At 44.7% G+C, this 16,217-nt stretch carries 14 protein-coding genes and 1 pseudogene; 3 read left to right on the top strand and 12 right to left on the bottom strand.

Translation table 11 applies throughout. From position 1 onward, the window contains the following. Positions 1–57: 57 nt before the first annotated feature. Together NEJAP_RS08440 and rluC are read right to left on the bottom strand one after the other, a co-directional pair. A complete protein-coding gene (locus NEJAP_RS08440) occupies positions 58–1,146 on the bottom strand; it encodes a DNA-binding protein (RefSeq protein WP_201350193.1) in 1,089 nt (362 codons plus the stop codon). Further along, positions 1,143–2,129 (bottom strand): 23S rRNA pseudouridine(955/2504/2580) synthase RluC, encoded by a 987-nt coding sequence (gene rluC, locus NEJAP_RS08435; protein ID WP_201350192.1) that lies wholly within the window; start codon positions 2,127–2,129, stop codon positions 1,143–1,145. The genes NEJAP_RS08440 and rluC overlap by 4 nt, the downstream gene beginning before the upstream one ends. Before the next feature lie 560 nt (positions 2,130–2,689). Between rluC and rne the strand changes: the two genes are divergently transcribed. Then, the gene (gene rne / locus NEJAP_RS08430; RefSeq protein WP_201350191.1) at positions 2,690–5,509 is read left to right on the top strand and encodes a ribonuclease E; all 2,820 of its coding nucleotides are present in this window, start codon (positions 2,690–2,692) and stop codon (positions 5,507–5,509) included. Between the two features lie 89 nt (positions 5,510–5,598). Here rne and speE read toward each other — a convergent pair whose 3' ends face one another. The 3 genes from speE to prmB all read right to left on the bottom strand — a co-directional run bounded on the left by speE (position 5,599) and on the right by prmB (position 8,800). Continuing rightward, positions 5,599–6,453, bottom strand: a complete 855-nt coding sequence (gene speE / locus NEJAP_RS08425; RefSeq protein WP_201350190.1) for a polyamine aminopropyltransferase — start codon at positions 6,451–6,453, stop codon at positions 5,599–5,601. A 285-nt stretch (positions 6,454–6,738) separates the two neighbouring features. After that, on the bottom strand, positions 6,739–7,833 hold the full coding sequence (gene aroC, locus NEJAP_RS08420; RefSeq protein WP_201350189.1) for a chorismate synthase: 1,095 nt from the start codon (positions 7,831–7,833) through the stop codon (positions 6,739–6,741). A 49-nt stretch (positions 7,834–7,882) separates the two neighbouring features. Beyond that, a complete protein-coding gene (gene prmB / locus NEJAP_RS08415) occupies positions 7,883–8,800 on the bottom strand; it encodes a 50S ribosomal protein L3 N(5)-glutamine methyltransferase (RefSeq protein ID WP_201350188.1) in 918 nt (305 codons plus the stop codon). 72 nt (positions 8,801–8,872) lie between these two features. Here prmB and NEJAP_RS08410 point away from each other — a divergent pair, with 72 nt between their 5' ends. After that, the gene (locus NEJAP_RS08410; protein WP_201350187.1) at positions 8,873–9,439 is read left to right on the top strand and encodes a Smr/MutS family protein; all 567 of its coding nucleotides are present in this window, start codon (positions 8,873–8,875) and stop codon (positions 9,437–9,439) included. Positions 9,440–9,525: 86 nt separating this feature from the next. Continuing rightward, positions 9,526–10,065, top strand: coding sequence for a GTP cyclohydrolase I FolE (folE, locus tag NEJAP_RS08405; protein WP_201350186.1), 540 nt, complete (start codon positions 9,526–9,528; stop codon positions 10,063–10,065). 72 nt (positions 10,066–10,137) lie between these two features. On the opposite strand, the gene NEJAP_RS08400 is transcribed toward folE, so the two are convergent. From NEJAP_RS08400 to rhlB, 7 genes and pseudogenes are all read right to left on the bottom strand, one after another. Further along, a complete protein-coding gene (locus NEJAP_RS08400; protein ID WP_201350185.1) occupies positions 10,138–11,034 on the bottom strand; it encodes a patatin-like phospholipase family protein in 897 nt (298 codons plus the stop codon). Between the two features lie 2 nt (positions 11,035–11,036). Next, positions 11,037–11,882 (bottom strand): DUF4892 domain-containing protein, encoded by an 846-nt coding sequence (locus NEJAP_RS08395; protein WP_201350184.1) that lies wholly within the window; start codon positions 11,880–11,882, stop codon positions 11,037–11,039. Positions 11,883–11,937: 55 nt separating this feature from the next. Beyond that, entirely contained in the window at positions 11,938–12,777 is an 840-nt protein-coding gene (locus tag NEJAP_RS08390; protein WP_201350183.1) for an alpha/beta fold hydrolase, read from the bottom strand. 40 nt (positions 12,778–12,817) lie between these two features. Then, positions 12,818–13,264, bottom strand: a complete 447-nt coding sequence (locus tag NEJAP_RS08385; protein ID WP_201350182.1) for a SixA phosphatase family protein — start codon at positions 13,262–13,264, stop codon at positions 12,818–12,820. Further along, positions 13,264–14,295, bottom strand: a complete 1,032-nt coding sequence (locus NEJAP_RS08380) for an NAD(P)H-dependent glycerol-3-phosphate dehydrogenase (RefSeq protein WP_201350181.1) — start codon at positions 14,293–14,295, stop codon at positions 13,264–13,266. The genes NEJAP_RS08385 and NEJAP_RS08380 overlap by 1 nt, the downstream gene beginning before the upstream one ends. Before the next feature lie 30 nt (positions 14,296–14,325). After that, on the bottom strand, positions 14,326–14,541 hold the full coding sequence (locus NEJAP_RS08375) for a hypothetical protein (RefSeq protein WP_201350180.1): 216 nt from the start codon (positions 14,539–14,541) through the stop codon (positions 14,326–14,328). Positions 14,542–14,911: 370 nt separating this feature from the next. Beyond that, positions 14,912–16,171 (bottom strand): annotated as a pseudogene (gene rhlB / locus NEJAP_RS08370) (ATP-dependent RNA helicase RhlB); the annotation flags it as partial. Positions 16,172–16,217 lie beyond the last annotated feature (46 nt).

The raw sequence follows: 16,217 nt of genomic DNA, 5'->3' as shown, positions 1-16,217 counted from the left end.
CTATTATTACTACTTTCATTTATAACTGTAAAGAATAAGGGATGGCATTTTCACGACCTACAAACGCGAATTCAAGCGACGTAGCTCTTCATCTTGAGCAATAATACGCTTTTCAAGACTCGTAAGGCGGGAGACTGTTCTTAACAGCTCATCCTCTTTATCTTTGACTTCTTTACGCAGATTATTCTCGCGGCGGCTCCAATCAGTTGCTGAGTTATATTGCTTTTGATTAAGTCTTTTTATTTCATTATCCAGATCACGACCTTTATCTTCAAAGCGCTTGGATTTATTTGTTTCAGCTAAAAGCGATGAGGTACAACGTGCTAATTCGCGGCTTTGAGATGCCACATCTTGCTTAAGTAACTTCAGCTCTGTTTCTTGACTACGCAACTGGGAGCGCTGCGTTTCAATCTTGACATCTTTCTTCGCAAGCTCAGCTTTGATATCGTGAATCGACTTAGTTAGCGCTGATTCCTTCTTACCAACTTCATCACGCAGCTTTTCTAATGCATTCTTATAATAGCGAACATCGACATCAGCCTTACTGACTGAATCCAACATATGGCGCTGCTCATCCTTAATACGCTGATCAAAAGTACGCTTCGAATCTTCATAGGTCTTTCTTAGATGTGCAAGTTCATGCTCAACATTTGAGCGAACCTGTTCTTCTTGCTTACGCAAGGTAGTTTCTGAAGCCAGTCCCGTTTTCAATACCGACAATTCAGCTTCAATCGCTTTATTATGCCCTGCCAGCTCACCATTTTTCTGGTTTTGCTCACGTAAACGATTTTCTAAGTCCTGCTGGCGATACTGCATCTCTTTAATAGCATCATCAGAAACCCGACCTGCTTCTTCTAAATTATTTCCCGTAACTTTTTGATCATTTTGCAAACGCGAGCTTGCTTCATCCACCGCTTGCTGCCAAATACGGCCAAATGACAAGCTAAGAGATTCTGGAACATCCGGTACATAAATATTGTTTCTAGCAAAACTAATGCGATCGGAAAGGTCTTGTTTCCAACTGCTTAGATATTGCACCGCTTCATTAACATCAACCTGGCATTCAGCACTAATTTTTTCCGGAGTGGGTTGCTCTCCACTTGTTAAAATACGATCTGCACAACGATAAATTTGCTCCTTTATCATTCAGACTCTTCCTTATATGCTTTATTTTGCTGTTCTGCCAAGCGCTCTAATGCACTACTCAATGCAGGCTCCAATGGCGCTTTTACGTTTAACATTTCACCCTCTGGTAGCGCTACTTGCAACATTGCCGAATGAAGAAACAAACGACGCACACCTTGCTTTTTCATATCTTTGTTAATTGATTCAACGCCATATTTATCATCACCAATGATGGGATGGCCTGCAAATTGCGTGTGCACACGGATTTGATGCGTTCGCCCCGTTACAGGTTTAGCCTCTACCAAGGTCGTTTGGGTAAATCGACGTAATACCTTAAAACGTGTAATTGAAGCTTTACCATCTGGCTGAACTTTGACGACCCTTTCACCGGATTGCAGTTCATTCTTACGCAAAGGTGCGTCTACCACATTATTCTTAGACTCCCATTTACCAACCACCAAGGCATGATAAATCTTATTTACACGATTTTGACGTAAAGCCTCATGCAAATGACGTAACATACTGCGCTTTTTAGCAATCATGATGCAGCCCGACGTATCACGATCAAGACGGTGAACTAACTCAAGAAAACGTTCATCCGGTCTTAATTGGCGCATGGCCTCAATCAAACCAAGATTAATACCACTCCCACCATGCACAGCAAGGCCTGAAGGTTTATTAAGGACAATCAACGCTTTTGACTCATAAAGAATCGACGCATCTAATAGTTCAAGTAGCGCTTTGCCAACAATTGGGGCATCAGCAGGCTCAGATACACGAATGGGTGGTATTCGCACCCAATCGCCGCCTTGAATACGACCATCAGGTTTAATTCTTTTCTTATTAACACGTACCTCGCCTTTTCTAATAATGCGATAGATCATGCTTTTAGGTACGCCTTTTAAGGCAGTCAGTAAAAAATTATCAATACGTTGTCCTGCTTGATCATCTTCTACTTCGATATAACGAACGCTAATATTAGCGGCTGGCTTATTATCTGACATTGAGGAAGTTGTGTTCTCGATTGATGCTGTATGGGTTAGCTGCTATATTGTAGCGTCGCCGAACGCTGTTGGCTTTAGCTATTGTTAAAAAAATAGATAAATGGGCTGTTGAGAAGATGTTTTTTCACTCATGCCCACGATAGTAGAATCTACGTTACGACTAATGTCAGTTACGACTTAATAGTAGTAAAACTCATGCTAGCGCTCAGATTATTAAGCATCTGAGACGAACAAGCATGATAACTAAGACAGCACGGCAGTATTTATTAAAGTTTTTAAGAGAGTGCATTACCTCCCGAACATCTCCTGCTGGATTTGATTGGAGGTGGAGACGCATCAACAGCCTAGAACCTGCGACTTCATCTCGCAGACACAAACACTTAGAAAAACAATAGTGGCTGTTTTTTCCTCCACCGCAGATGCATTTGCGCAGTACTATCATCTATAGATACTGGCATCCTCAATACTGAACTGTATCGTATGATTGAATCGTGTAACGTTTTCACCAGACAGATCGGACAGGATGAATTGCACTCTCTGCAATAGAGAAATAATTTAAAATGAAAAGAATGTTGATCAACGCGACTCAACCTGAAGAGTTGCGTGTCGCACTCGTAGATGGCCAACGCCTTTACGACCTAGATATTGAATCAGAGAGCCGCGAACAGAAAAAAGCTAATATTTACAAAGGAAAAATCACCCGCGTAGAACCTAGCCTAGAAGCAGCATTTGTTGATTACGGCTCTGACAGACACGGTTTTTTGCCTCTAAAAGAGATCTCTCGCGAGTATTTCAGCAAGCAACCACAACGCGGTAACCGCCCTAGCATTCGTGATGTAGTTAAAGAAGGCACTGAAGTCATTGTTCAGGTCGACAAAGAGGAACGCGGCAATAAAGGCGCAGCCCTAACTACATTCATTAGCTTAGCTGGACGCTACCTAGTTCTAATGCCTAATAACCCTCGTGCTGGCGGAATTTCACGTCGTATCGAAGGCGAAGAACGCACTCAGCTTAAAGCAGCGCTTGATGGCGTCAATGTTCCAGACAAAATGGGCATCATCGTCCGTACTGCTGGTGTTGGTCGCTCATCTCAAGAACTGCAATGGGACCTTGATTACCTAAAAACACTTTGGGATGCGATCAAGGAGTCTAGCGACAAACCCTCACCGTTCCTGATTTATCAGGAAAGTAACGTAGTTATTCGCGCTATTCGTGACTACCTACGCGCGGATATCGGCGAAGTTTTGATTGATGACGAAGACGTTTATCAAAACGCTTTGCAGTTTGTTCAACAGGTCATGCCTTCTTACGAAAGCAAATTACGTTTGTATAAAGAGCAAACACCACTGTTTAATCGATTCCAGATTGAAAGCCAGATTGAAACGGCTTTCGAACGCGAAGTACAACTGCCTTCTGGTGGCTCTATTGTTATAGATCCAACAGAAGCGCTAGTGTCTGTCGATGTTAACTCAGCGAGAGCGACTCGCGGTGGAGATATTGAAGAAACAGCACTACAGACAAACCTTGAAGCTGCAGAAGAAGTATCACGCCAATTACGTTTGCGCGACATCGGCGGCTTAGTTGTTATCGACTTTATCGATATGACACCAATCAAAAACCAGCGCGCCGTTGAAGAAAAACTTCTTACCGCTCTGAAACTTGATCGTGCTCGCGTGCAAATGGGACGTATCTCTCGCTTTGGTCTATTAGAGATGTCACGTCAACGACTACGCCCTTCTCTGACCGAAAGCCGCGGCACTGTATGCCCACGCTGTAATGGCCAGGGATCTATACGCGACACTGAGTCTCTAGCACTTTCTATCATGCGCCTGATTGAAGAAGAGTCGTCTAAAGATCGCACGGCGCAAATCAGAGCAATTTTACCAGTTACTGTTGCCACCTACCTGCTTAACGAAAAGCGTCGCATCGTTCATGACATTGAACTACGCCACGACGTTCGTGTTGTTATCGTGCCAAATCCGAACATGGAAACACCTCATTATGAAGTGGTTCGCTTACGGGATGACCACACAATCACAACGATTAATGATGCGAGCTACACTCTACAACCTGAGCCAGAAACTGAGTCAGAAGAGATTGCACGCACACCACCCGTAAAACGCGAGTCAGCAGCTGTTCGAAGCGTAGCGCCAGCAGCACCGGCCCCAGCCGAAACACCAGCAGCAGCGCCAGTAGCACCCAGTAGCCAGACGTTAGCGAAGCCTACTGCAAAAGCTGCAGCTAAGCCCGTCGGTATTGGCAGCCGCATTATGGCGGTGCTGGCTTCATTATTTGGTTCTGAAGAAAAGAAAGCAGAACCAGTAACCCCAGCTAAGCCTGCTGCAAAAGAAAGCAGCAATAAGAGAAGTAATTCGCGCGACGGTTCGAGAGACAACAGCCAGCGAAATCGCAAGCCACGCCGCAATGGTCGTGACAGCTCAGAACGCGGCCGCCCAAGTAAACAGCTAGACGAAGTTATTACAGTAACACCAGAGCAAGCACCTCAAGCTGTTGGCTCTGCCAGTGCTGCGGGAGTTGCGGGGCAACCTGATGATGACAAGAACGGCAAACCGCGCCGCCGCCGCCGTACTCGCAAAAACAGTGACGATAAAACTGAAAAATCTTCTGGTAGCAATAAAAACGCAAAAGCTACTGAAGAACCTTCTGAAACCACCAGCGATCAACCTCGCAGCCGTAACCGTGGTCGTCGTCGTAGAAACAATGAACGTTCAGCTGAACGCACATTAGTTGCAGACTCCGAAGCTCTTCAACCGGATACGCAAGCAACAGCAATTACTGCCGCTACTGCCGCTACTGCCGTAATTGAAACAACAACAGCAGCCGAAGCCACTAAAGAGCCTAAACCAGCTGAAGTTGCTGAAGTTGCTGAAGTTGCTGAAGTTGCTGAAGTTGCTGAAGTTGCTGAAATTGCTGAAGTTACTGAAGTTGCTGAAGTTGCTGAAGTTGCTGAAGTTGCTGAAGTTGCTGAAGTTGCTGAAGTTGCTGAAGTTGCTGAAGTTGCTGAAGTTGCTGAAGTTGCTGAAGTTGCTGAAGTTGCTGAAGTTGCTGAGACAGTAGAAATTACTCAAGCAGATGAAGCAAGCAATAATGTGACTACTGAAGATACTACTGATGAAACACCCTCTACGGTAGTCGACAGCCCTGAAGTCACTGGAACAGCGAAAGAAACAACAATAACAGAAGAAGCTACCGCCGAAACAGCTCCTGCAGCAACGGCAGAGGCAACTCAAGAGAAGCCGCCTGAGCGAGCACCCCGAAGAGCTCGACGTACGACTCGTGCACCTAACGACCCTAGGGAAATCCGTCGCCGCCAAGCGGAAGAGGCTGCTAAGCTAAACGCTGAAGCGCCAAGCGAGTAAACCTAAAGGGCGTCACGCTTTATGCTGACGCTCTTTAATCGACATAAAAAAAACCGGCATTAGCCGGTTTTTTTATGTCGATGCAAATGCTAGACGTCAGCTAGCGCTTCAATCACATACTGTGGTAACGCAAAAGCAGCCGCGTGCATCTGAGGGTTATAATAACGAGTTTTGATTCCTGCTTGCGCAAAACGCTGCTCCAACACATCAACAGAAACATTACGCAAGGAGGCATCATCAGCTCCCCAAGCCAGCGTCATATTACCGCCAATGTAAGTTGGCACTGCAGTGCAATAAAACGTTTGATCAGAGAAATACGGACTTAAACGGCGACGCGTTGTTTGCACTTCATCTACTTGCATGAAAACAACACCATTTTGCGCAACAAAAACACCACCATCGTTCAAGCAACTTTTACAACCTTCATAAAAGCGGCTACTGAAAAGAACTTCCCCAGGCCCAACTGGGTCCGTACAGTCAGAAATAATGACATCAAATTTTTCATCAGTTTCACAAACAAACTCAATACCATCAGCAATAACAATATTTGCTCGAGGGTCGTCATACGCGCCATTAGAGTGCTTAGGCAGATAAGTCTTACACATATCAATAACAGACTGGTCAATTTCAACTTGAGTCGCGTGCTCAACTTCAGGATGCTTCAGTACCTCACGTAAAATACCACCGTCGCCACCGCCGATAATTAGTACACGTTTAGCATTGCCATGCGCAAACAAAGGAACATGCGTCAGCATTTCATGATAAATAAATTCATCGCGCTCAGTTGTCTGAATAATCCCATCCAGCGCCATAACTGTACCGAACTCTTTATTACGGAAAATGATCAAATGCCAAGAATCAGTTTGTTGCTCAAACAAAATCTCTTCAACAGTGTACGACTGCCCGTAGCCATCATAAAGTGTTTCTAGAAAGGTAGTAGTCATCAATTCAGTCCATCTTTGTACTGCATAATTTTTTCATTAACTTGCACTTATAACCATAAGAACAAGCGACCTTAAATACCACACGATTTACCCCTTCGAGCAAACCAACATTTTCTAAGTAATTACCTAACGCTCTACCAGAAAACAAAATGCCCAGCCAAAGCCGGGCACCTTACAAACAAAGCCAATCTTTTACGTTGTTTTACACGATTAACGCAAGAAAAACGACCACCATCATAACAACCAAGCTTATTCGAGCGTGCTTGCCTCGCTTTTAATTTAAAGCTAGCCTGAGATAACCGGCGTAGTGCATTCAACATCAGCATTTTGCGCACGATGTCGCAAAAAATGATCCATCAAGACAATGGCCATCATCGCTTCCGCTATCGGTGTCGCTCGAATCCCAACACAAGGATCATGCCGCCCTTTTGTAATAACTTCAATTGGCTCGCCTTTGATATTAATGCTTCGCCCCGGCAGCCTTAAGCTTGATGTAGGCTTTAGCGCTATATGTGCAACAATATCTTGCCCCGTAGAAATACCACCTAAAATGCCACCCGCATGATTTGAAAGAAACCCTTCAGGTGTCATTTCATCACGGTGCTCAGTGCCTTTTTGCTCAACCGCCGCAAAACCATCACCAATCTCGATTCCTTTCACTGCATTAATGCTCATTAACGCATGCGCAAGCTCTGCATCTAAGCGATCAAAAATCGGCTCTCCTAGCCCTACTGGAACACCTGAAGCAACAACAGAAATTTTAGCGCCTACAGAGTTTCCTTCTTTACGAAGTTCATCCATATACACTTCCATTTTTTCTGCCGCTGCAGTGTCAGGAGAGAAGAATGGGTTTTGCTCAATTTGATCCCAATCAAAATTATTTTCATCAATCGAAATGGGGCCTAACTGAGATAAGTAGCCACGAACACCTACGCCTTTACTAGCGAGATACTTCTTGGCAATACCGCCTGCAGCAACGCGCATGGCCGTTTCACGTGCAGAAGAGCGGCCACCACCTCTATAATCACGAAAACCATATTTATGCGTATACACATAGTCAGCGTGCGCTGGACGAAAGGTTTCTTCAATGTTTGAGTAGTCTTTAGAACGCTGATCGGTGTTTTGAATTAACAAACCGATAGAAGTACCCGTTGTTTTTCCTTCAAAAACACCAGAAAGAATTTGCACCTCATCCGCCTCACGACGCTGAGTTGTATGCCGGGATGTACCTGGTTTACGTCGATCCAAATCGCGCTGCAAATCAGCTTCTGATATCTCAATTCCAGGAGGGCAGCCATCAATGATACACCCCAAAGCTGGACCATGACTCTCACCGAAAGACGTTATTGTAAACAGCTTACCAAAACTATTTCCCGACATTATCTATAATTCTCTCTATTAAATCTGCTGATTCATTATAACGCCCGAATCAAAATTCGTCGCGAAAATGCTTTAACTCTTGCGCAGTAATCACAAATACGCCGTTACCACCCTCAGGTAAATCAACCCAAGTAAATGGCACATGCGCAAATTCTGTCATCAGGTGCACTTCGCTATTACCAACTTCTACAACCAAAAGCCCATCATCTGTCAGATAATCACAAGCTTCACGTAAAATAGAACGCGTAATATCTAAGCCGTCATTTCCAGAGGTTAACGCTAGCTCTGGCTCATGATGATATTCTTGCGGCATACTTTCAAAGTCTTGCTGATCAACATAAGGCGGATTTGAAACAATCAAATCATACTTCTGACCGCCGACTGCTTCAAAAAGGTCACTCTGAATAGCCGTGACTTGCTCTTCTAGCTCATGCTGCTCGATATTTTTCTGCGCAACAACTAGCGCCTCAATAGAGATATCAATCAAGTCTACTTGCGCTTCTTCAAAGGCATAAGCACACGCAATACCAATACAACCACTGCCGGTGCACAAGTCCAACACGCGTTCAACTCGCCCCTCTCGTAAAAATGGAGAGAACTCTGTTTCTATTAATTGCGCAATGGGTGAACGTGGAATGAGCACTCGCTCATCTACGTAGAAAGGCATACCCATAAACCATGCTTCATTAGTAATGTAAGGCAACGGCTTACGTGTTTCGACACGCTGGTGAACAAAGTCGATAACCCGGGCCTTTTCAGAGGCCATCAAACGCGCATCTAGCACCGCTTTATCACTATTCCAGGAAAGGTAAACGCCAGCCATAACCAACTGCAGGGCCTCATCCCACGTATTAGTATTACCATGCCCTAAATAAACCTTATGCTCATTCAGTAAACTACACGTCCAACGAATAAAATCGCGCACTGTTTGTAATTCAGTTGCAACCTGCTCTTGATCAATCATCATAACTATCGGGATAATACCTGGATCTGATTTGGTTTAAGCCAGACAGTTTAATGAATTCACGTGTTCGGTGCTATGTCTGACAAAATAAACTCCAACAAGACTGACCCAGAAATCTCTTTTAGTGAGGTAATGGGAGATGTTTCACCTATAAAGCACGACAAAACTGTCTTGCGAACCAATGGGCCTATACGCAAGGACAAACAACGGGCGTATCATCGCGCTATGGCCCAAGCAGAAACAGAACAAGTTATTGATGGTCTTTCTAGCGAAGTCGTCGAAATAGTAGAATCTGATGAAGAACTCATTTTTGCAGCCCCTGGCATACAAATCAGTGTAATGAAACGCCTTCGCAAAGGGCATATCCCCTGGGAAGCAGGCATTGACTTGCATGGCATGACAGTAGATACCGCTAGAGACGAGCTCAGCGCTTTCGTTAGAGACTCACAACGCCAAAGTATGCGCTCAGTCATGGTTATTCATGGAAAAGCATTTAGCCAATCAGGCCAGCAGCCTGTGCTAAAGTCCTATGTAAATGATTGGTTAAGGCAACTCTCTCAAGTACTCGCATTTTGTTCCGCCCAGCCTAAGGACGGTGGCTCTGGGGCACTTTACATACTGTTAAAACAAAACAGACAATAAATTAATACAGCCTACTTTACGAAACTGTCATGTTCGCGTAACTTAGCATTTTTTTTGACTTATATTACAGAGGGTATTCATCAGTGATGGAAAAAGCATACGCTACCATTATCGAACAAGTAGGCGAAGATCTTAGCCGCGAAGGCTTAGTCGATACTCCTGCTCGCGCGGCAAAAGCAATGGCCTACCTGACACGCGGATATCAGCAAAATCTTGAAGAAGTGGTAAACAATGCCCTTTTCCCATCTGATAATAGCGAAATGGTTCTTGTTAAAGATATTGAACTTTACTCTCTGTGCGAACACCACTTGCTGCCTTTTATTGGCAAAGCACATGTCGCTTATATCCCAGACGGCAAAGTGATTGGACTATCAAAAATTGCACGCATAGTTGACATGTACGCTCGCCGGCTACAAATCCAAGAAAACATGACAAAAGAGATCGCCGAGGCAATTATGTCAATGACAGGCGCCAAAGGCGTTGGTGTAGTGATCGAAGCAAAACATATGTGCATGATGATGCGCGGCGTTGAAAAACAGAACGGCTCTATGAAAACATCCATGATGCTAGGTACTTTTAGATCAAAACCTGAAACTCGTTCAGAGTTCCTCTCTCTACTTTCTTAGCGGCTAAACAACCCACTTAAAGCTACTATTTTAACCAGTAGCTTTAAGTATCAAGCTTCATAATCGCATCTATCAAGAACACCTTTCAATTTTATCTAAACATTCAGTTGCAACGCGCCGACCTTCGTCAATAACTTCACTGGCTCGATGAAAATCGTGAAAACGACAAATCTCAGTCGGTATGTTCATCAATAAATCTGGACGATAGCCTGCAACTTTATACTGCGTTAGTGCTCCTTGCATCACTTCAAGCGAACTCATGATGACATCCAAGTTACTATCAAGCTTAATCTTGCCCTCTGCCTCACCATGAAGCAATTGAACCACGCGCCCATCATCTGATATCTTTTCATCAACAGAGCTTTGAGCAAACAAATCACCCTCAACCGGCTCATCACCTTTAGGCAACTCTATATCAGGCATAACTGGACTGCCGTTCAAATCAACAGCAATAATCAAATCTGAGCGTGTCGCAACTGTTGGAATAATCGGCAAAGGATTCAATACACCGCCGTCAACTAACACCCTATGCGCATCAACAACCGGGGTAAATACACCCGGAACAGCAGCAGACGCTCTAATAGCTGCCTGTAACGAGCCGCGCTGAAACCACACTTCTTTTTGGTGAACTATATCGGTCGCAACGGCGGTAAAAGGGATTGGCAAAGATTCGATGTCCGGATCACCCGCCATCTCTCTTATTCTTTGAAATAACTTATCACCGCGAATAGCCCCTATTCCAAACGTTAAGTCCAGCAGACGCAAAATCTGCAATCGAGACAAACCCTCAACCCACTCTGTATATTCTTTAAGTGCGCCAGCGGCATATAAACCACCGACCAAGGCCCCCATCGAACTACCCGCGATGCAATTAATGTGATATCCCCTTGCTTCAAGGACTTCAATCACACCAATATGCGCATATCCACGAGCTCCCCCGCTACCCAACACCAAAGAAACACTTGTCATAATTAGGGTGCGCCAGAGACAAGAACAACCACCATCTGGTTTTGTTTTAACACAGAAGGCGCAAGCGCACCCACTGACTGAACAGACACACTCGTCATATTGCGCCCGGCAAGCGCCTGACGCAGCTGCAACGCCTTAGCAGCACCAAGCTCACTACCAAGCGCTAGCGTATCTCCTTTGTGGTGGACAACTAACGTAATGTCTTTTGTATGCGCCTCTAACTGGCTCACTAACTTTTCAAGCAAGTCCATATCAGGCAACTGACTAACCGAAAGGCCGACATACCCTTCTCTTTTGATGGTGGCAGTTATACGCGCAACGGCATCTGTTTCAATAACATCAATATGCGCATACAACTTGCGATTTCCACGCTCGACCGTATACATCAACACAGTCACTCCTGGTAATCGCGCTGCTAAGTAGTACTGTGTACGCTCAACACCATAAAGTTTAGAGAAATCAAAAACATCATTAGCCCAATAATTACTACTTCCGCATTCTCGCCCCTGACACTTAAAAAGCACTTCTGCTTTTTTCATTTCGAGCTGAGTTTTAAAAAAATCAAACACTTTACGTGTCTTATTTCCTTCAGGAATACGGTAACTGATACGTGTAAGACGACCAGTAATGCGCTCTTCACGCTCCAATCGCTCAACACCATTAACTTGCTCAACACCACCTAAAGGTAGCGCATAATCTGTTAGAGGTGCCGTGCTGTAATTTACTATCCAAGACCCTCTAAACCGCTCTAAAACACCATCATCCGCGGACCCTGCAAGATCATCTGTTGCATAAGCAATTGACGAACCTAATAGCAATATAAGTGAGCAAATCCTTGTTAACCACATCAGCAAACAACCCTTATGACTATTTGAAAGTTAGAACGCTATTTACCTAAAACATTCACTCAATACTAATTTTGATATCTTCTGCAATCAGCTTAGCTGCCAAAGGCTCAAGGTGCAGATGATGATTACCTTTTAAATCTATAACATTTACTGCTTTAATTTGCGCGATTCTTGGCATCCATGATTCATCATGGATGCCCGTATCCCCTAAGTAAATACGAACAGGGGCAGCCACCCCTTGCAAAAATGCGCTAACCTGACCTTCGCTCATGCGCAATAACGACGGCAGCATCAAGCTAGGGTCACTACGCCAAATATAACCTTCCTCGACATGCTTTAAACCCCGTTCTATCAACCATTCTGCTGCTTGGCGATTCACCGGCCAACGCCCCTGCATACGAACATTAATAGCAGCCTCTTTATCGGGATAAGGCCTGAGACTTTTTGATTTCATCCTACGCCGCTTAAGTATTGCATCCCCCATTAATACCGGCAGTTCAGACGCTTCATAAACCAGCGGAGCCAACCCTTCTATCAAATAAAGACGCTCTACGCGGTCAGGGAAAGCACCCGCAAATAATGTTGCAATACTGGCTCCCATTGAATGCCCAAGCAAGGTGACTCTATCTAGCCCCAGCTGGTTTAACACCAACAGCAGATCGCCGACATTATCCCAAATATAGTACGGCATTGAGGCAGGGCGATGATCTGTCATCCCATGCCCCATTAAGTCCAGCGCAATAAAGTGGTAATCACTAAAATGTTTTCGGATTTCATTAAAAGTAGCCGCATTATCTAGCCACCCATGAAGCGCCACAATGACCTTTTTCTGGCCTTTACCAGACTCCAATGCATGTAGCGTTAACTCGTCGAGTCGAAATTGTCTTTCATTCATACTAATAAATTAGCAGAGCTTTACACAGAAAGCTTCAGAATTATAAAGATAAACGGATAGCGGAAGCTGAGGCAGGCCAAAGAAGATCAAGAACCACTAATTGCCCAGGAAGCAATGGTTCAGGAGTATGCACAACCCCTTCAGCCAAAAAAGGAACGGCATAACCAATAAGCGGCTGATGCGTAACAACAAGCAAGTTATCAACCCAGTGCTCTTCTAGTGCTGCTATCGCATCGCTGAGCGGCGCATCAGGCGACCAACGATCATCAATTACCCATTGCGCCTCAGGTATAATGCTATGCACCTGAGAAGCCGTTTGCTTAGCTCGAGCGTAAGAACTACTGATAATTTTTTCTATGGATAAAAGAGATTGCTGATAATGCGTTATTTGCCGATCAATATAAGCAATCCCTGCCTCCGTCAAGACACGCTCTCGATCACTTGAAGCATCCCAACCGGCCTCTCCATGGCGCATCAGGATCAACATTAGTTCGCTTCCCTAGGGAGTACAAATTCAACATCTGAGCTTTGCTCATTCATCATCAAGGCTTTTACAACTTCTTGAACATGTGCTCCGTTAAATACCACCTCATACAAGCCAGAGACTAACGGCATATATATTTCTAGCTCATCAGCCTTAGCTTTAATGATACGAATGGTGTTCACGCCTTCAGCAACCTCCCCTAGAGATTCAACGGCTTCTTCTAAGTTCTCTCCGCTGCCTAGCGCATAACCCACGCGATAATTTCTACTCAAAGGAGACATACAAGTCACTATTAAATCACCCACACCAGCAAGTCCAAGAAACGTCATAGGGTTTGCCCCCATACTGACTGCAAAGCGACTCATCTCAGCAAGACTGCGTGTTAACAACATGCTCTTAGTATTTTCGCCCATGCCTAACGCAGCACTTAAGCCTGCTGCAATAGCGTAAATATTTTTGAGCGTTCCACCCAGTTCAACACCATACATATCAGAGCTGGCATAGACTCGAAAGTAAGACTGATGTAGCGCCGCTTGAACATCCGTACGCAACGCCTCATCATCACTTGAAATAACAGTCGCCGTTAGCTGATGCTTAGCGACTTCTTTAGCTAGGTTCGGGCCACTCAAAACACCTACTTTAGCGGCTGGCAACTCATCCTTAAGAATCTCGCTCATTAAGCTGAAAGTTTCGCCTTCAATTCCTTTAGTGGTACTAATCACCATCTGCCCAGCCTTTAAAAAAGGCTTGGCTAGCTGTACCACCGAGCGAAAGCTCTGGCTTGGTATAGACACAAAAATAAGCGTAGCTTCTTTTAACGCCAGCTCAATATCTGACGTTGCCCACAAGTCCTCTGATAAAGGGTAATCTGGCAAGTAGCGCGTATTCATATGCTGCTGGTTAATTTCTTCAGCTCTACTGGAATCACGCATCCACTGAGAAACTTTAATTCCTTTTTCTGCCATTATATTGGCGATGACAGTTCCAAAACTACCACCCCCTAACACAGCAACTTTCTGCTGCACTGCATTCATGTGCTCGCCCTTATTACAGATTGTTCATTGCTACTGATCACCAATGCTATCTAACAGCTTATCGATACCTTTAAAGATAAAGATCACAACACCGTAAGCAATAACCGAAATCACTAAAAACACTAATAACTGCGTGATATCACCCGTATGCTGATAGCCTGCCACTGCAAAAACAGCAAAAAGTGCACTGACTACGATAGCTAGTATGCGCGCAATTAAGCGCGTTTTATGTCGATCTTCAGACATCGGAACGATTCGTCTCCTCACCTTGGCTTGCTACAACACTAGCCGGCTCTGCAACCTCAGGTGATGCTAAAGACAGCTCCACTTGCTCTGGTGCCGTATCAAGCTTGGCCTCTGGCACTTGCTCTGGTGCCGTATCAAGCTTGGCCTCTGGCACTTGCTCAACGACAGCTTCCTGGGCAACATCTTTTTCAGGTAGCTCCTTGGTTGTAGCAACAGAAGTTTCAGCCACCTCTTTCAGGCCTTGCTGAGTATTTTCTTCAATGCCAGCAACCGCTTCGACACTACTCTCAACCTTGCCTGTCGTTTCAATTACCGGCTCAACTGCAACCACAGCTACCGGCACTGCTGTTTTATAAGCATTAGGGTCTGCTAACAATTCTTCGCTGGGGTGAATACATTCTAATTTGACACCTGTTTCTTCTTCTATGTCTGGAATCATAAAAGAGTCATTCTCACAGGCGAAGCAGATCGAAGTTCCCGTCGCCCCCGCTCGACCGGTACGTCCGATACGATGCACATAATCTTCTGCATCTTCAGGCAACTGGTAATTAACAACATGAGTAACACCATCAATATGAATTCCACGCCCAGCAACATCCGTTGCTACCAACACTTCAATTTTACCGTTCCTGAAGTCCTCAAGCGTTTTAACCCTTTTGTGCTGAGGAATTTCCCCAGACATCAAAGCAGCTCTTACACCATCTCTTTTAAGTTTCTCTGCAAGATCACGGGTTTCATGTCGACGGTTCCCGAAAACGATAACACGCTCAATATTATTCAAACGGATATAGTTGCGTAATAATTTGTATTTCTCATGACTAGAAACAAGAAAGACTTTTTGGCTAATATTTTCTGTTGAACGACGCTCAGCCTCGATCTCGATTTGAACCGGATCATCAGTCCACTGACGCGCTAAACTCATAATATCATCGGTAAAAGTAGCACTATAAAGTAGGGTCTGACGCTCATCACCTTTACGTGGCGTATTCCGGATAATCGTTCTGACATCAGGAATGAAGCCCATGCTCAACATACGATCTGCTTCATCTAAGACAAGCACTTCAACGTTATGTAGATCAACTTCTTTAGAGCGTACAAAGTCAATTAAGCGACCCGGCGTAGCAACCAAAATACCTACAGGACCTGCTTTTAGCTCTTTACGTTGCTTCTCATAGTCCATACCACCCACAATAGAAACTACGTTGATGTCTGTGTACTTACACAGTAGCACTGCATCATCAGCAATTTGCAAAGCAAGTTCACGTGTTGGCGCAATAATGAGCGCACGAGGCTCTCCCTGGCGCTGTTTATCTTCAAGCTGAAAATCTAATAGATCGGTAATTATTCCTACCAAAAAAGCAGCAGTTTTCCCCGTGCCTGTTTGCGCCTTTCCGATAATATCTTTACCCGCCAAAGCCGGCTTAATGGTATCAGCTTGGATAGGCGTGCAATATTCAAATCCTAGATCATGGATCGCATGCATAAGCTGATCTGGAAGTGAAAAATCATGAAAACGCTTTTTGCCGTCAACAACAGCAACCTTAGAATCATTTGGAGTCCAAGCGCTCTTTTTTGCCGACTTACGACTACGACCAGATGAGCGACGCTTATCTTTACGCTCACCTTTTATTTTTCCATTCTCTTTTACGGTAGTCGACTCTTTCGTGTTACCTGGG

The sequence above is a fragment of the Neptunomonas japonica JAMM 1380 genome (assembly GCF_016592555.1).
GTDB lineage: Bacteria > Pseudomonadota > Gammaproteobacteria > Pseudomonadales > Balneatricaceae > Neptunomonas > Neptunomonas japonica_A.
Note: the sequence above shows the minus strand (reverse complement) of the source record. Positions and strands in the feature narration are given on the sequence as shown.